Source organism: Streptomyces sp. NPDC005761 (assembly GCF_040630635.1).
In the GTDB taxonomy this organism is placed as follows: Bacteria; Actinomycetota; Actinomycetes; order Streptomycetales; family Streptomycetaceae; genus Streptomyces.
Window position 1 is genome coordinate 27,839 of sequence record NZ_JBEXXX010000012.1, and the last position, 15,421, is coordinate 43,259.

Consider the following 15,421-nt stretch of genomic DNA (forward strand, 5'->3'; position numbering starts at 1 on the left):
GCTGATATCCAGCCGGTGGGACCGGGGCCGCAGAAGGGTTCCGGTTACGCCGCGTGGGCGTCGCTCACGTCGCGGCGCCGACGGTCAGGCCGTCGCCTGCCCGGTCGACGCGGACCGTGTCACCGTCCGTGATCTCACCCGCCAGGATCTCCTTCGCGAGCCGGTCGCCGATCGCCGTCTGGATGAGGCGGCGCAGCGGCCGGGCCCCGTAGGCCGGGTCGTTGCCCTCCTCGGCCAGCCAGGCCAGGGCGGCGGGGGTGACGTCGAGGGTGAGCCGCCGGTCGGCCAGGCGCTTCGCGAGCCGGTCGATCTGGAGCCCCGCGATGTGGGCGAGCTCGTCGCCGGACAGGGCGGAGAAGACCACCAGGTCGTCGAGCCGGTTGAGGAACTCCGGCTTGAACGAGGCCCGCACGACCTCCAGGACCTGCTGCTTCTTCACCTCGGGCTTGGTCAGGGGGTCGACCAGGTACTGGCTGCCGAGGTTGGACGTCAGGATCAGGATGGTGTTGCGGAAGTCCACCGTCCGGCCCTGCCCGTCGGTGAGCCGGCCGTCGTCGAGGACCTGGAGCAGGATGTCGAAGACCTCGGGGTGCGCCTTCTCCACCTCGTCCAGCAGGACGACGCTGTACGGGCGGCGGCGGACCGCCTCCGTGAGCTGGCCGCCCTCCTCGTAGCCGACGTACCCGGGCGGGGCGCCGACCAGCCGGGCCACGCTGTGCTTCTCGCCGTACTCGCTCATGTCGATGCGGACCATGGCCCGCTCGTCGTCGAAGAGGAAGTCCGCGAGCGCCTTCGCCAGCTCGGTCTTGCCGACACCGGTCGGGCCGAGGAAGAGGAACGATCCGGTGGGCCGGTCGGGGTCGGCGATACCGGCCCGGGTGCGGCGTACCGCGTCCGAGACGGCCTGCACGGCCTCGCTCTGGCCGATGAGCCGCTTGCCCAGCTCCTGCTCCATGCGCAGCAGCTTCTGGGTCTCGCCCTCCAGCAGACGGCCGGCCGGGATGCCGGTCCAGGCACCGACGACATCGGCGATGTCGTCCGGTCCCACCTCGTCCTTGACCAGGGTCTCCTTGGGCTCCTTCGCGGCCTCCTGCTCGGCCTCGGCCGCCTCGGCCAGCTCCCGCTCGAGACCCGGGATCTCTCCGTACAGCAGCTTGGAGGCGGTGTCGAAGTCGCCGTCGCGCTGGGCCCGTTCGGCCTGGCCGTGCAGTTCGTCGAGGCGCTCCTTGAGGTCGCCTACGCGTTCCAGGCCCTGCTTCTCCTTGTCCCAGCGGGCGTTGAGGCCGCGCAGCTCCTCCTCCTTGTCGGCGAGGTCGCGGCGCAGCTTCTCCAGCCGCTGCCTGGACGCCGGGTCGGTCTCGTTCTTGAGGGCCAGCTCCTCCATGTGCAACCGGTCCACGGAGCGCTGGAGTTCATCGATCTCGACGGGCGAGGAGTCGATCTCCATGCGCAGCCTGGAGGCCGCCTCGTCGACGAGGTCGATGGCCTTGTCGGGAAGGAAGCGGGAGGTGATGTAGCGGTCGGAAAGCGTGGCGGCGGCGACGAGGGAGGCGTCCGCGATCTGCACCTTGTGGTGGGCCTCGTAGCGCCCCTTGAGTCCTCGCAGGATCGCGATGGTGTCCTCGACGGAGGGCTCGGCCACGAGCACCTGCTGGAAGCGGCGCTCCAGCGCGGGGTCCTTCTCGATCCGCTCGCGGTACTCGTCGAGCGTGGTGGCGCCGACCATCCGCAGTTCACCCCGGGCCAGCATGGGCTTGAGCATGTTGCCCGCGTCCATGGCGGAGTCGCCTCCGGCGCCCGCGCCGACGACGGTGTGGAGCTCGTCGATGAACGTGATGATCTGGCCGTCGCTCTCCTTGATCTCGGAGAGGACGGTCTTCAGCCGCTCCTCGAACTCGCCGCGGTACTTCGCGCCCGCGACCATGGCGCCCAGGTCCAGCGAGACGAGCCGCTTGTTCTTCAGGGACTCGGGGACGTCGCCCTTGACGATGCGCTGGGCGAGCCCTTCCACGACGGCCGTCTTGCCGACGCCGGGCTCACCGATGAGCACCGGGTTGTTCTTGGTGCGCCGTGAGAGCACCTGGACGACGCGACGGATCTCCTGGTCGCGCCCGATGACCGGGTCGAGCTTGCCCTCGCGCGCGGCCGCGGTGAAGTCCGTACCGAATTTCTCCAGGGCCTTGTACTGGCCCTCCGGGTCGGGTGTGCTCACCCGGCGTCCTCCCCTGCTCTTCTCGAATGCGTCCAGCAGCCTCTTCGCACTGGCGCCCTGCCCGTCGAGGATCTCACCGGCGCGGCCGCCCTCGGCGGCGATGCCGATGAGCAGGTGCTCGGTGGAGATGTAGTCGTCCCCGAGCTCCTTCGCCCGCTGGGCGGCGTCGGCGATGACGGCGAGCAGCTCGCGGTTGGGCTGCGGCGGCGCGACGGTCGACCCGGTCACGCTGGGCTGCCCGCCCAGGAGCCGCTCGGTTTCGGTACGTACGGCGATCTGGTCCGCCTCCACGGCGGCCAGCAGATCGACGAGGTTCTCGTTGTCCTCGCCCGAGAGCAGCGCGAGCAGCAGATGCCCCGGGGTCAGATCGGGATGCCCGTCCTTCACGGCCCTGTTGGTCGCCGCGTTGATGGCGTCCCGGCTCCTGTTGGTCAGCTCGGCGTCCACGTGCGCTCTCTCCTCCTTGCGATGACTGGTCCGTCCTCACTACTGACACGATCAACGTGCACAAAGTTGAGTCTATTCCACTCAAGGCAAAATGGTGACGCTTCCAGGACCTCGATTCCGTTCCGAGTGAACCGGCCGCTTCGTTCACCCGCCACCGGAGAGCGGCCCCGGGCTGCCTACGCTGATCCCATGGCAGTCGACGTACGCAACCCCGGCCCGGAGTACCTCGCCTTCTGGCGCGAGTCCCACTACTCCACCCTCACCACACCCCGCTCCGACGGCACCCCGCACGTGGTGCCCGTGTGCGTGACGTACGACCCCGAGGCCGGTCTCGCCCGCATCATCACCAACAGGCACAGCCGCAAGGTCGCCAACATCCTGGCCGCGGGCCCGGACGGTGCCCGTGTCGCGGCCTGCCAGGTGCACGGGCGCCGCTGGGCGACCCTGGAGGGCGTGGCCAGGGTGCGTACGGAGCAGGACAGGGTCGAGGACGCGGTACGCCGCCACACGGAGCGCTACGAGCGCACGCCGTCGCCCAACCCGGACCGGATCGTCATCGAGATCACCCTGGACCGGGCGCTCGGCCGGGGGTGACCGCTCCCGCCTCGGTGCTCCAGTGCGCCAGGCTCGCGCGGGCGGCCCGCAGCTCGTCGTCGTCCCCGGACAGCTCGGCCTCCATCTGCGCGACGACCGCGCCGAGCAGTCCGGCGGCGGCTCCGGGATCGCCCGACGCCCCGGTCCAGGCCGCCTGCGCCCGCCGGTAGCGCAGCGGCTCGCGCCCCGGGGCCGGCCCGCCCGAGGCGTCGGCCGCGATCGCGGCGAACAGCGCGGCCGCCCGGCGTGCGTGACCGGCCCGGCCGGTCCGTTCCGCCTGCCGGGCCCGCAGCGCGAGACCCGCGGCGCTGCGCCCCGTCCCGTACGCGGGATTGCGTGCCAGGGCCAGGTCCCCGCTCAGGTCCACCGCACGCTGGAGCGGGCGTGGCGGCCCCAGCGGTGAGCGGCCGGGCAGCATCTCGGCCAGGCCCCGGTAGAGCTCGCCCAGGACGAGGTGGGAGGGCCCGTCAGGCTCGCCCTCCGTCAGCCGGCGCAGCAGCTCCGCCGTGAAGTGCGTGTTGCCCCGGCCCGAGGGATCGGTGCTCGCCCTGCTGGTCCGGTCGCACGCCAGCACGAGGTGGACGTCGGCGGCCCCCGGGGCGTCCAGGGCACGGCCCGCGTAGCAGCAGTCCAGGATCAGGACCCTGTGCCGGGCGCGCACGGTGCCCATCACGGCGAGCACGTCGTCGACGGGGAGCGAGGTGCGCCGGGCCGCGTGCGGGAGGTCGGCGGTGCCGGGAAGCGCGAGGCACAGCCGATTCGCCGCGTCGTTCACCCCGTGGCCCGCGTAGTAGAGGAGCAGCAGGTCGAGCGGGGCGGCGAGCTCCGCGTAGGACGCCAGGGGTCCCAGCACGTGCGCCGTCTCCACGGGGTCGGTCAGGGCGATCAGCGAGGACGGGTCGAACAGGCCGTCGGGGCCGGTGAACGCCTGCGACAGATCCCGCACATCGGCCGCTGCCGCGGGCAGCGGCGGCAGACCCCGGACGAAGGACGACGCGCCCACGAGCAGCAGGCGCGAGTTCATCCCGTCGGGGACCACCGGTTCGGGCGACGGCCGGCTCACCTACTCCTCCCCGGTCACGCCCAGCGCTCGCTGCACCTCGCCGAGCAGCCGTACGGCGTCGTCCGCGTCGCCCGCCTCGATCTCCTGCTCCGTGCCGTCGGGACGCACCACCCGCACCATGACCCGGCCTGCCTTGCGCCGTTCGACGAGCCAGTTGAAGAACGGCACGTACAGCGGCGCACCGGCGGCCAGCACCATGACCGCGTCGGCCGCGCCGCCCTGCTCCCCCGGTGCGGCCGGCACCATCCGGACCCGGGAGGCACCGCGCAGCTCCCCGCTGTCGTCCAGCCAGCCGGCCAGATCGCGGGCGTGCGCGTCGGCCGCGGCGCCGGTACCGGGGAACTCGATGACGTACTCCTGCACGGACTGCCTTCTTTCTCGTTCACCTGCGTGGTCTCGGAAGCGGTGCGGGACACCTCGGCCCGGGCCTGGGCTCAGCAGTCGAACCGTGGCGCGCCCGGATCCCCGCCGGGCGGCACCGGCTGCCTGCCCCGTACCGGGCCGGGCGCCGTCCGCGGTCGCGGCACCCGCCCGGGGCTCGCGAACAGCGGGTGATGACCCGGCACTTCGTAGGGGAGGCGGAAGGCGGCAGCCGCCTCCGACGCGTCCAGCAGATCCGTCAGCAGCCGCTCCACCGGATTGAGGACATGCGCGGGAGCACCCTGCGCATAGGTCATGGGCAGCGTGTTCCTGTTGAGTCCCGCCGTGTTGGCCCACGCCGCCGCCCGCTCCTGGGCCGGTGGCCGGCACACCACGGCCCCGCCCGCGGTGGCGCCGAACTGCTCGGCGAGACCGGGCGGCAGCGCCTCGGCGCACGCCAGGGAGATGCGGGACCGGCAGGCCGGCCCGGCGTAGCGGCGCACCGCGTCCTGAAGGAGCGGCAGAGCCTGGCTCGCGAACATGTCCGGGGCCTCGGCCACGTTCCAGGTCGGGCGCACCTGCCCCGGGGCGGTGAGCCGCGCGTACTCGTCCGCGAGCATCCGGAAGGCGAGCCGCACGTCTTCCGTGACGGTGTACGGCTCCAGACAGATCCCGGCGACGGCCGGGTACGGCAGCCGGCCGAGTTCGGCCCAGAACGGCTCCCAGGAATGCGCGGACCAGCGCAGCGGCGAGACGGCGAAGGAAGTGGTGCGCCCGGTGTCGCGCCGGGTGCAGGGCGCGTGCGCCAGTGGTTTGCGGAGCTCGGCGAGACCTTCGGGGTGCGGGGTGAAGGGCACGAGCCAGTCGCGCACCTCGTCGGTGTCGAACACGGGGTCCGCGCGTACGTGGCGCGGGCCGGCCGTGAGCCGGTCACGCAGGGCGAGTGCGGCCCGTACCGCCGAGTCCTGGTCCGCGCCGCGGGCCTGGCCGAGGAGCGCGCCGTGCAGCAGCCGCGCGGACGGGTCGTTGCGCAGGCGCAGTTCGAAGCGGAAGCCCGGGCCGAGCGCGAGCAACGCCTCCAGCCAGGCCAGCTCCTGGCCGACGGCCTGTGTCCTGCGCTGTTCCTCGGGGACGTCCGCGTACCCCCGGTGGTCATCGAGCGCGGCGGCGGGCGCGAGCCGCACCGCGACCCACGCCCACACCCCCTGCTGGGAGGCGGCGGTCAGCACCCCGGCGGGCACACCGGGTGCCGTCAACGGCCGCCCTCCGTCCAGGGCTGCCGGGGCGGTACGGGCGGCGGCGGCATCGGGGTGGGCGCCTGGGCCTGGACGGGGAGGGGGGCCGCGACGTCCTCCTCGATGTGCGGGAGGCCGTGGGGGAAGGCCAGTTCGGGCGAGACGGTGCGTCCGTCGACGGCGACGTGCAGTCCCTCCCTGGCGGCCGCGTGCAGCGCCTCGCGCATGGCGCGCGGCGGCTCGGTCCGCATCATCACCTTCTCCATGTCGGTGCCGCCGAAGCCCCTGAAGAAGTCGGAGAAGAACTGCCCGACGATCTCGGTGCCCCGCCGGTTGCGCCACATCACCCAGCCCATGTAGAGGCTGGTGCCGTAGGGGAACACCGAGAGGTACGCGACGTAACTCCCGTCCTGGAGCACCATCCGGTGGGTCACGTACGGATGACGGCCCCCGGTACGGATGCGCCGGAACACGGGGACGATCGGCAGCCGGCGCTCCTGCACGACCCTGGCGATCTCGCTGTACGCGGATTCGGTGTGCATCCACTGGTCGGCCAGCAGAACCCGCCACTCACCGATCGGCTCGGTGACCTTCGAGGCGAGGAAGACGACGACGAACGCGATGATGGAGATCTGCAGCCCGATCCCCATGAGGCCCAGACCACTCTCCGGGTCACCGGCCAGGGTGATGAGCCCGATGAAGCCGAAGAAGAGGAACACCCCGAACCCCACGCCGGCGGCCCGCAGCCACACCGTGAGGAAGACCTTCCAGTTCACCGTGTCGTCGAAGGAGATTTCGACGTCGTGGTGGCGCAATGTCTTGTCGAGGTACGCGGCGTTGCCGTCGCCTCCGCGCCAGCCCGGCAGTTTCTCGACGTCGTGTCCGCTCATGAATGACCCTTGGAATGGAGGGAAGGAGCATGGAGAAATGTGACCCTGCCCACATCGGGGATGAAAGTCAACTCGACTTCTGGGCAACTGGCGGCCGGAAAACCACTTTGGGAAAAGCACAACGGCGCCACCGTGTTCAGGTCACGGTGGCGCCGTTGTGTGGGGGAGTGACTGAGCGACGTGGAACGACGGGGGATCGCTCAGGCACTGCGGGGGGTGGCGGAGATGGCTTCGGGCTCGAACAGCTGGTGGTCACGCTGCGCGAGGTTCACAAAAATCATGTCGTACCGAATGGCACAGCGCACGGGCTGCGGCGCTCCGCGCGGCTTGCGAAGGCACCGGTAGGCGCGCAGTTCCCCGTCGTCCTCTCGGGCGACGACGACCGGGTCGCCGAACAGAGTGACCATCAACGAATCACCACGGTGGGGGAGTGCCGTGACGAGGTCGATGAAATGCCACCCTGAGCGGTAGGCGGTTGCCATCTCTCGCCGGAAGGTCCGGTCGTCCGGCGGGGTGGTCATGTCAGACGCTCACGTGGTTCGGAGTGGACCAGGCGATATCACCCGGCGATGCAGCCTCGACACTCCACGCAATGTCATCCGGAGCGGCATTCCCGCCGAGCCAGGCAATGTCGCCAGGTGCGTCCGCCTGATTCGACCAGGCGATGTCGCCTGCCGCGGACCCGGCCCCGCTCGTCCAGGCGATGTCGCTGCCGCTCAGGGCCCCAAGGCTCAGAGCCGCGACGAACGAGGCGGCAAGCGCCGAGCGAAGCATTCGCTTATACATAGTCGGCTTCGTCCTCACTTGTGGATTCTTCTCCCCCGCACCTAAGACGATGTCTCACCTGGGCACACGAACACCACCGAGTCGATGCATCATGTTCCTGCATGTTCAGGAACCTGGGGGGTGGAGATATGGTCACAAGTGATACAAAGCAGACACATCCTCACGGCATCACTGAACTCTGCGACGAAGGAAGGCGCCTCTACGCAAGTGCGCTGCGTTCAGGTCGCATAGCGCGGACCGAAGTAGAGCCGGCGCCCTGCCTCATGGACTTCGCGCTGCTGCACCCCGACCCCGACGACGCCGCCTGGCTCAGGCCCGTTCCGCCGTCGGCCGCACTGGCGAAGCATCTGCACCCCATCGAACGCGAGATCCAGGAACGACGACAGCACTCGGTCCGGCTGGCGGAGTCGTTCGGGCCGTTCATGGACATCAGCGCGCAGGATCCACCGACCACCCACGCCATCACCGTGCTGGAAGGCTTCAACCGGATCAACGCCGCACTCGATCTGGCCACTGCAGAGTGCCGGACCGAGGTCCTCACCGTCCAGCCCGGCGGCGGCAGGAGCGAGGACCGCCTCAGCGAGGCCCTGGAGCGCGGCCTCTCCGTGGTGGACCGCGGGGTCAGCATCCGCACCCTCTACCAGCACACCGTCCGCCACAGCCCCGGCACCCTCGCGTACGCCGAGCAGATCGCCGACGACAACGTGGAGATCCGGACCCTCGAAGAACTCATCGAACGGCTCATCATTTTCGACCGTACGGTCGCGTTCATTCCCGCGACGGACGACCGGCAAATCGCCCTGGAACTGCGGCATCCCGGACTGGTCGAATACCTCGTCAACGTATTCGAGCAACTCTGGGCCCGAGCCGCTCCGCTCCGCGAGGAGATCAAGTACGACCCGATTCCCCGAGGCATCAGCGGTGTTCAGCGCGCCATCGCCCAACTGCTCGTCGAGGGCCACGTGGACGACTCGATCGCACGCCGGCTCGGGATGAACGTCCGCACATGCCGAGCACACGTCGCCAAGCTGAATGCCGCTCTCGGCAGCAACAGCCGCGCCCAGCTCGGCTACCTGATCGCCCGGTCAGGAATCCTCGACCAGGATTCCTGACCGGACCGGCCCCGAAAGATCCCCACCCCCGGGCCGGACGGGCGCAGCCACGCAACGGGGGAGAAGCGCGGCCACATCCCTTGTTCAGCCGGGGGAGTTCCCGGCTCCCCCGACACGCCCACACTGGCCCGAGGACTACGCTTCCACCACCGTCATCTTGCTGCACTGCCAAAAGTGGGGGGTCCCGAATGGGCAGGGATGGGGACACACCCGTACACCCGCATGGGGACCTCGAACTGTGTGACGCGGCGGTCAGGATCTACACCGAGGCGCTGAGCGCGGGACGGATACCCAGGGCCGCCCTGGAGCCCGCGCCCTGCCTCGTCGAGCTGGCACTGGTGCATCCCGACCCCCAGGACCCTGCCTGGATACGTCCGGTTCCGCCGTCCGCAGCCCTCACCCACCTGCTGCAGCCCGTCGTACGCGAGATACACGAGCGCATCAGGCTCTCCGCCGCACTGGCCGATTCGCTGGCTCCCCTCGCCTCCGTCGCCAGCACGGACCCCAATCTCGCGATCACCGTGCTCGAAGGCCTCCCCCTGATCGAGACGACCATCCAGAACGCCCTGGACGGCGCGCAGGAGGAGATCCTGACGCTGCAACCGGGAAGCACCCGCCCGGTGGACCAGCTCAGGAAGGCGCTGTCACGCGCCCTGTCCACGGTCGAGCGCGGCGCCACCCTCCGCCACATCTACCAGCACCCGGCTCGGTACAGTCCGGCCGTCAAGGCGTATCTGAACGAGGTTCCACCCGGCCACATCCAGGTCCGCACCATCGAGCAGACCGTCGAGCGGCTCTTCATCTTCGACCGCGCCGTGGCCTTCATACCCGCGAGCGCCAAGCGCGACGTGGCCCTGGAGATCCGCCACCCCGCACTCGTCCGCTACCTGATCCAGGTGTACGAGGTCCTGTGGGCCCAGGCCACCCCTCTCACGGAGCCCCTGCGCGCGGCCAGGCCGAGCGCCTCGGTCACCACGGTCCAGCAGAGCATCGCGCGCCTCCTCGTCGAAGGACACGTCGACCAGGTGGTGGCCCGCAAGCTGGGCATCAGCGTCCGCACCTGCCGCGCCCACATCTCCAGACTCATGCAGACCCTCGGCGCCACCAGTCGCACCCAACTCGGCGCACTGCTCGTCCAGTCCGGCGTCGTGGAACCCGGCCGTTCATGACGCCCTCACACCCCCACCACGGCCGGGAGCTCTGCGACGAGGCGGTCAGCCTGTACGCCGACGCGGTGGCCAGGGGCGCGATCACCAGGTCCGCCGTCGAACCGGCGCCCTGCCTCATCGACACGGCGCTCCTCCTGCCCGACCCCGACGACAGCCGGCTCCTGCGCCCCGTGCCGCCGTCAGCGGCCCTCGCGCACCTGCTGCACCCCGTGGCCGAAGGGCTCCTCGACCGGGTCCGGGCCTCCGACCGTCTGGCCAGGACCCTGGTACCGCTGGCCACCTCCTTCAGCGGTGCCCCGCATCTCGCCATCAACGTCCTCGTCGGGCCCGCGGCCATCCAGGCAGCCATCAGCCGCACGCTGTACGAGACGGACGACGAGATCCTCACGATCCAGCCCGGCAGCACACGGCCGCCCGAAGAGCTGCAGACGGCACTGTCCGGCACCCTGCCCACCGTCGAGCGAGGCGTGCGGCTGCGTCATATCTACCAGCATTCCGCGCGCTACAGCCCGGCGCTCAGGGAGTACATGGACCAACTGCCGAGCAGCCTCCTGCGCGTGCGCACGCTGGAGCAGGCCATCGAACGGCTCCTCGTCTTCGACCGCAAGGTCGCTTACCTCCCCGCCAGTGCGGACCGCGCCACCGCCCTGGAGATCCGCCACCCCGCGCTCGTCGCCTTCCTGGCCCAGATGTACGAGACCCTCTGGGCCCGGGCCACGCCGTTCACCCAGCAACTCCCCACCACGCTCCCCGGCACCCCCGTCACCGCCGTCCAGCAGAGCATCGCCCGCCTCCTGATCGAGGGGAACCAGGACGAGGCCGTCGCCCGCAGGCTGGGCATCAGTGTCCGCACCTGCCGCGCCCACATCTCCAAACTCATGCAGACCCTCGGCGCCACCAGCCGCACCCAACTCGGCGCCCTCCTCGTCCGCGACGGCATCGCCGAAGGCGCCACACCGCGCACGGCAGAAGAGCCCGCAGCACCGCGCACAGCGGAGGAGCCCGCCACCCCCGGCGTTCCGGGGTGACGGGCTCCTTCCAGGGGCTCCTCGACGGGGCAGGGCCCTCGTTCAGTCCTTCGGCCGCTTCGGGCGCCAGACCACCAAGGCACTGGTCTGCTGCACATCCTGATACGGCACCAGATCGCGGCGGTACGAGGCATGCACCTGCGCCTCGCGCTGCTGCATGGCCACCGCCGCCCCGTCCACGGCCGCCGAGAGCTCGGCGACTCGCTGCTGGAGCGCTGCGACCTGGTTCTCCAGCTCGATGATGCGCTTGATGCCGGCCAGGTTGATGCCCTCGTCCTGCGACAGCTGCTGCACGGTGCGCAGCAGCTCGATGTCGCGGGCCGAGTAGCGCCGGCCCCGCCCGGCCGTGCGGTCGGGCGAGACCAGGCCGAGGCGGTCGTACTGGCGCAGCGTCTGCGGATGCAGGCCCGAGAGCTGGGCCGCGATCGAGATCACGTACACCGGGGATTCATCGGTCAGCTGGTACGGATTACGTCGTCGGCCGTCCACCTCAAGCTCCCTTCGCTGCCTGGAACAGCTCCGCCCGCGGGTCCTGGTCCGCGGTCGCCTTTCGGTAGGTCTCCAGCGCGTCCCGGGCCTCGGGGCCCAGCTCCGTGGGGACCGTCACCTCTACGGTGACCAGCAGGTCGCCGCGGGTGCCGTCCTTGCGGACCGCACCCTTGCCCCGGGCCCGCATGGTGCGCCCGTTGGGCGTGCCGGCCGGAAGCTTCAGGGTGACCGGCGGTCCGCCGAGCGTGGGGACCTTCACCTCACCGCCGAGTGCCGCCTCCGTGAAGGTGACGGGCACGGTGACCGTGAGGTTGTCGCCCTTGCGGCCGAAGACCGGGTGGGCGTCGACGTGGACGACGACGTAGAGGTCGCCGGCCGGTCCGCCGCGCTCGCCCGGGGCGCCCTTGCCGCGCAGCCGGATCCGCTGGCCGTCGAGGACGCCCGCCGGAATCCTGACCTGCATGGTGCGGGACGACTTCGCCCGGCCGCTGCCCTTGCAGACCTCGCAGGGGTCCTGGGCGATGAGGCCCCGGCCCTTGCAGTCCACACAGGGGTCGGTGAGGGAGAACCCGCCGCCGCTGCCGCGCGAGACCTGACCGGTGCCGACGCAGGTCGGGCACACCCTGGGGGTGCCGTTCTTGTCGCCGGTCCCGGAACACGCCTTGCAGGGTGCCTGGCTGGACATCCGCAGCGGGACCGTGGCCCCGTCGACCGCCTCGGTGAAGCTGAGCGTCACCTCGGACTCGATGTCCTGGCCGCGGCGCGGCTGCACCCGTGTGCCGGCGGAGCCGCCCCGGTTGAAGAGACCGCCGAAGACGTCGCCCAGACCGCCTCCGCCGCCGAAACCTCCGGCACCGCCCTGCTGGCCCCCGCCCGGGGCGCCTCCGAAGAGGTCCCCCAGGTCGAAGTTGAAGTTGCCCTGGGCCCCGCCGGGTCCGGCGCGGAAGCCACCGTTGCCGAAGAGGGCGCGCGCCTCGTCGTACTCCTTGCGCTTCTTGGTGTCACCGAGGACGTCGTTCGCCTCGGAGATCTCCTTGAAGCGCTCCTCCGCCTTGTCGTCGCCCTTGTTGGCGTCCGGGTGGAACTCGCGGGCGAGCTTCCGGTACGCCTTCTTGATCTCGGCGTCGGTGGCGTCCTTCGGGACGCCGAGAACCTTGTAGTAGTCCTTCTCGACGAAGTCCTTCGTACTCATCGACGTCCCTCCTTCCGGACGCCCGGCCGGGTGGCCGGGTGATGTGCTGCCAGGTGGTCGGACGGGAAGTCAGACCTCCTCGCCGCCACCGCTCTCCTCGTCGTCAGCCGCCTCTTCCTTCGCGGCCGCGGGGGTCGCGCCCGGCTGGGGCTCGGCCACCGCCACTCGCGCGGGACGGATGGTGCGCTCGCCGATCCGGTAGCCGGGCTGCAGGATCGCCACGCAGGTCGTCTCGGTGACGTCCGGTGCGTAACTGTGCATCAGGGCTTCGTGGATCGTCGGGTCGAAGGGCTCGCCCTCCTTGCCGAACTGCTGCAGTCCGAGCTTGGCGACGACCGTCTCCAGCGATTCGGCCACCGACTTGAACCCGCCCACGAGCTCACCGTGCTCGCGGGCCCGGCCGACGTCGTCGAGCACGGGCAGGAGATCGGACAGGAGACCCGCGACTGCGATCTCCTTGACCGTGACCCGGTCCCGCTCCACGCGGCGGCGGTAGTTCTGGTACTCGGCCTGGAGCCGCTGGAGGTCGCCCGTGCGCTCGGAGAGCGCGGTGCGGACCTGGTCCAGCTGTGCGGTCAGTGCCGTCGTCTGGTTCGCGTCCCCGGCCGGGGCCGCCGCCTCCTCCGAAGAGGGGGTGGCGGCCTTCGGCTCGGCGTCGTCAGGGGTGGCGCCGGAGGGGACGTCGGGCTTCTCCTCGAAGCCCGGAGTCTCCTCGGTCACGCCGCACCGCCCTTGGAGTCCTTCTCGTCGTCGACGATCTCGGCGTCGACGACATCGTCGGTGCCGTCGGAGGACTGGCTCTGGCCGGCGCCCGGCTGCGGGTCACCCTGCGGGCCGCCCTCGGCCTGGGCGTTGGCGTACATCGCCTGGCCCAGCTTCTGGGAGACGGCCGCGACCTTCTCGGTGGCCGTGCGGATCTCGGCGGTGTCCTCGCCCTTGAGCTTCTCCTTCAGCTCGGTGAGCGCGGTCTCCACCTCCGTCTTCACGTCGCCGGGGACCTTGTCCTCGTTGTCCTTGAGGAACTTCTCCGTCTGGTAGACGAGCTGCTCGCCCTGGTTGCGGGACTCGGCGGCCTCGCGACGGCGGTGGTCCTCGTCCGCGTACTGCTCGGCCTCTTCGCGCATCCGGTTGACCTCGTCCTTCGGCAGCGAGGAGCCACCGGTGACGGTCATCTTCTGCTCCTTGCCGGTGCCGAGGTCCTTGGCAGCGACGTGCATGATGCCGTTGGCGTCGATGTCGAACGCGACCTCGATCTGCGGCACACCGCGCGGGGCCGGCGGCAGACCGGTCAGCTCGAACATCCCGAGCTTCTTGTTGTACGCCGCGATCTCGCGCTCGCCCTGGTAGACCTGGATCTGCACGGACGGCTGGTTGTCCTCGGCCGTCGTGAAGATCTCGGAGCGCTTGGTCGGGATCGTGGTGTTGCGCTCGATGAGCTTGGTCATGATCCCTCCCTTGGTCTCGATGCCGAGGGACAGCGGGGTGACGTCAAGGAGCAGGACGTCCTTGACCTCGCCCTTGAGGACACCGGCCTGGAGCGAGGCGCCGATGGCGACGACCTCGTCCGGGTTGACGCCCTTGTTGGCCTCCTGGCCGCCCGTGAGCTCCTTGACGAGCTCGGCGACGGCCGGCATACGGGTCGAGCCACCGACGAGAACGACGTGGTCGATCTCGGAGAGCTGGATGCCCGCGTCCTTGATGACGTTCTGGAACGGGTTCTTGCAGCGGTCCAGGAGGTCAGCGGTGAGCTGCTGGAACTGCGAGCGCGTGAGCTTCTCGTCCAGGTGCAGCGGGCCCTCGGCCGACGCCGTGATGTACGGCAGGTTGATCGAGGTCTCCGTCGAGGACGACAGCTCGATCTTCGCCTTCTCCGCGGCCTCGCGGAGACGCTGGAGAGCCATCTTGTCCTTGGACAGGTCCACGCCGTGCCCGTTGGCGAACTGCTTCACCAGGTAGTCGACGACGCGCTGGTCCCAGTCGTCACCACCGAGGTGGTTGTCGCCGTTGGTGGCCTTCACCTCGACGACGCCGTCGCCGATCTCCAGGAGGGACACGTCGAAGGTGCCGCCACCGAGGTCGAAGACGAGGATCGTCTGGTCGTCCTTGTCGAGCCCGTACGCCAGCGCGGCGGCCGTCGGCTCGTTGACGATGCGCAGGACGTTCAGGCCCGCGATCTCGCCGGCCTCCTTCGTCGCCTGACGCTCGGAGTCGTTGAAGTACGCCGGGACGGTGATGACCGCGTCGGCCACCTTCTCGCCCAGGTAGGACTCGGCGTCACGCTTGAGCTTCTGCAGGATGAAGGCGCTCATCTGCTGCGGGTTGAAGCTCTTGCCGTCGATCTCGATCTTCCAGTCAGTGCCCATGTGGCGCTTGACCGAACGGATCGTCCTGTCGACGTTGGTCACTGCCTGGCGCTTGGCGACCTCGCCGACCAGTACCTCGCCGTTCTTCGCGAAGGCGACGACGGACGGCGTGGTCCTGGCGCCTTCGGCGTTGGTGATGACGGTGGGCTCGCCGCCTTCGAGAACGCTGACGACGGAGTTAGTCGTGCCCAGGTCGATGCCGACCGCACGTGCCATTTCAATTCCTCCAACTGACTACTTGAGTGGATCTGACTCAAGGATGCATGACACCCGTCCCAGAGTCAACAGACCTGAGTCGGGTCGACTCAACTATCGTGCACGCACCTCCCGCCACCAGCTGAAACGCTCACCTTCGCGGTCACGGACACACCGCACATACGGGTAAGCGTCGGCAATCCGTCCCGCATACGGGCGACACCCACCCGCCCCCACGGCGCACACGCCCTTCCCCATCATCGCCTCATGGGATCGTTCTGTCACA

At 70.1% G+C, this 15,421-nt stretch carries 14 protein-coding genes; 4 read left to right on the forward strand and 10 right to left on the reverse strand.

Annotated features, from left to right (window positions below):
- Window positions 1-64 precede the first annotated feature (64 nt).
- Window positions 65-2,659 carry an ATP-dependent chaperone ClpB gene (gene clpB / locus ABZ434_RS14225; RefSeq protein ID WP_359135345.1) on the reverse strand — a complete coding sequence of 865 codons (2,595 nt, stop codon included), beginning with the start codon at window positions 2,657-2,659 and terminating at the stop codon, window positions 65-67.
- Window positions 2,660-2,848: 189 nt separating this feature from the next.
- Between clpB and ABZ434_RS14230 the strand changes: the two genes are divergently transcribed.
- The gene (locus ABZ434_RS14230; protein ID WP_359135347.1) at window positions 2,849-3,253 is read left to right on the forward strand and encodes a pyridoxamine 5'-phosphate oxidase family protein; all 405 of its coding nucleotides are present in this window, start codon (window positions 2,849-2,851) and stop codon (window positions 3,251-3,253) included.
- Here ABZ434_RS14230 and ABZ434_RS14235 read toward each other — a convergent pair.
- The 5 genes from ABZ434_RS14235 to ABZ434_RS14255 form a co-directional block, all read right to left on the reverse strand.
- A complete protein-coding gene (locus ABZ434_RS14235) occupies window positions 3,222-4,316 on the reverse strand; it encodes a caspase family protein (RefSeq protein ID WP_359135349.1) in 1,095 nt (364 codons plus the stop codon). The two genes, ABZ434_RS14230 and ABZ434_RS14235, sit on opposite strands and share 32 nt — an antisense overlap.
- Window positions 4,317-4,679 (reverse strand): hypothetical protein, encoded by a 363-nt coding sequence (locus tag ABZ434_RS14240; RefSeq protein WP_359135351.1) that lies wholly within the window; start codon window positions 4,677-4,679, stop codon window positions 4,317-4,319.
- 71 nt (window positions 4,680-4,750) lie between these two features.
- Window positions 4,751-5,932, reverse strand: coding sequence for a hypothetical protein (locus ABZ434_RS14245; RefSeq protein ID WP_359135353.1), 1,182 nt, complete (start codon window positions 5,930-5,932; stop codon window positions 4,751-4,753).
- Window positions 5,929-6,801: a hypothetical protein gene (locus ABZ434_RS14250; protein ID WP_359135355.1), complete on the reverse strand. Its 873-nt coding sequence runs from the start codon at window positions 6,799-6,801 to the stop codon at window positions 5,929-5,931. The genes ABZ434_RS14245 and ABZ434_RS14250 overlap by 4 nt, the downstream gene beginning before the upstream one ends.
- A gap of 200 nt (window positions 6,802-7,001) precedes the next feature.
- Window positions 7,002-7,322 (reverse strand): (2Fe-2S)-binding protein, encoded by a 321-nt coding sequence (locus tag ABZ434_RS14255; RefSeq protein WP_136314816.1) that lies wholly within the window; start codon window positions 7,320-7,322, stop codon window positions 7,002-7,004.
- A 366-nt stretch (window positions 7,323-7,688) separates the two neighbouring features.
- Here ABZ434_RS14255 and ABZ434_RS14260 point away from each other — a divergent pair, with 366 nt between their 5' ends.
- The 3 genes from ABZ434_RS14260 to ABZ434_RS14270 all read left to right on the forward strand — a co-directional run bounded on the left by ABZ434_RS14260 (window position 7,689) and on the right by ABZ434_RS14270 (window position 10,896).
- Window positions 7,689-8,699 (forward strand): helix-turn-helix transcriptional regulator, encoded by a 1,011-nt coding sequence (locus ABZ434_RS14260; protein WP_359135357.1) that lies wholly within the window; start codon window positions 7,689-7,691, stop codon window positions 8,697-8,699.
- 188 nt (window positions 8,700-8,887) lie between these two features.
- Window positions 8,888-9,868: a LuxR C-terminal-related transcriptional regulator gene (locus ABZ434_RS14265; RefSeq protein ID WP_359135359.1), complete on the forward strand. Its 981-nt coding sequence runs from the start codon at window positions 8,888-8,890 to the stop codon at window positions 9,866-9,868.
- Window positions 9,865-10,896 (forward strand): helix-turn-helix transcriptional regulator, encoded by a 1,032-nt coding sequence (locus ABZ434_RS14270; RefSeq protein WP_359135361.1) that lies wholly within the window; start codon window positions 9,865-9,867, stop codon window positions 10,894-10,896. The genes ABZ434_RS14265 and ABZ434_RS14270 overlap by 4 nt, the downstream gene beginning before the upstream one ends.
- Before the next feature lie 42 nt (window positions 10,897-10,938).
- On the opposite strand, the gene ABZ434_RS14275 is transcribed toward ABZ434_RS14270, so the two are convergent.
- The 4 genes from ABZ434_RS14275 to dnaK all read right to left on the reverse strand — a co-directional run bounded on the left by ABZ434_RS14275 (window position 10,939) and on the right by dnaK (window position 15,156).
- Complete coding sequence (locus tag ABZ434_RS14275; RefSeq protein WP_014155378.1) at window positions 10,939-11,385, reverse strand: helix-turn-helix domain-containing protein; 447 nt, start codon at window positions 11,383-11,385, stop codon at window positions 10,939-10,941.
- 1 nt (window position 11,386) lies between these two features.
- Entirely contained in the window at window positions 11,387-12,577 is a 1,191-nt protein-coding gene (gene dnaJ / locus ABZ434_RS14280; RefSeq protein ID WP_359135363.1) for a molecular chaperone DnaJ, read from the reverse strand.
- 69 nt (window positions 12,578-12,646) lie between these two features.
- On the reverse strand, window positions 12,647-13,297 hold the full coding sequence (gene grpE / locus ABZ434_RS14285) for a nucleotide exchange factor GrpE (RefSeq protein ID WP_359135366.1): 651 nt from the start codon (window positions 13,295-13,297) through the stop codon (window positions 12,647-12,649).
- The gene (gene dnaK / locus ABZ434_RS14290) at window positions 13,294-15,156 is read right to left on the reverse strand and encodes a molecular chaperone DnaK (protein ID WP_359135368.1); all 1,863 of its coding nucleotides are present in this window, start codon (window positions 15,154-15,156) and stop codon (window positions 13,294-13,296) included. Before dnaK ends, grpE begins: the two co-directional genes overlap by 4 nt.
- Window positions 15,157-15,421: the final 265 nt, after the last annotated feature.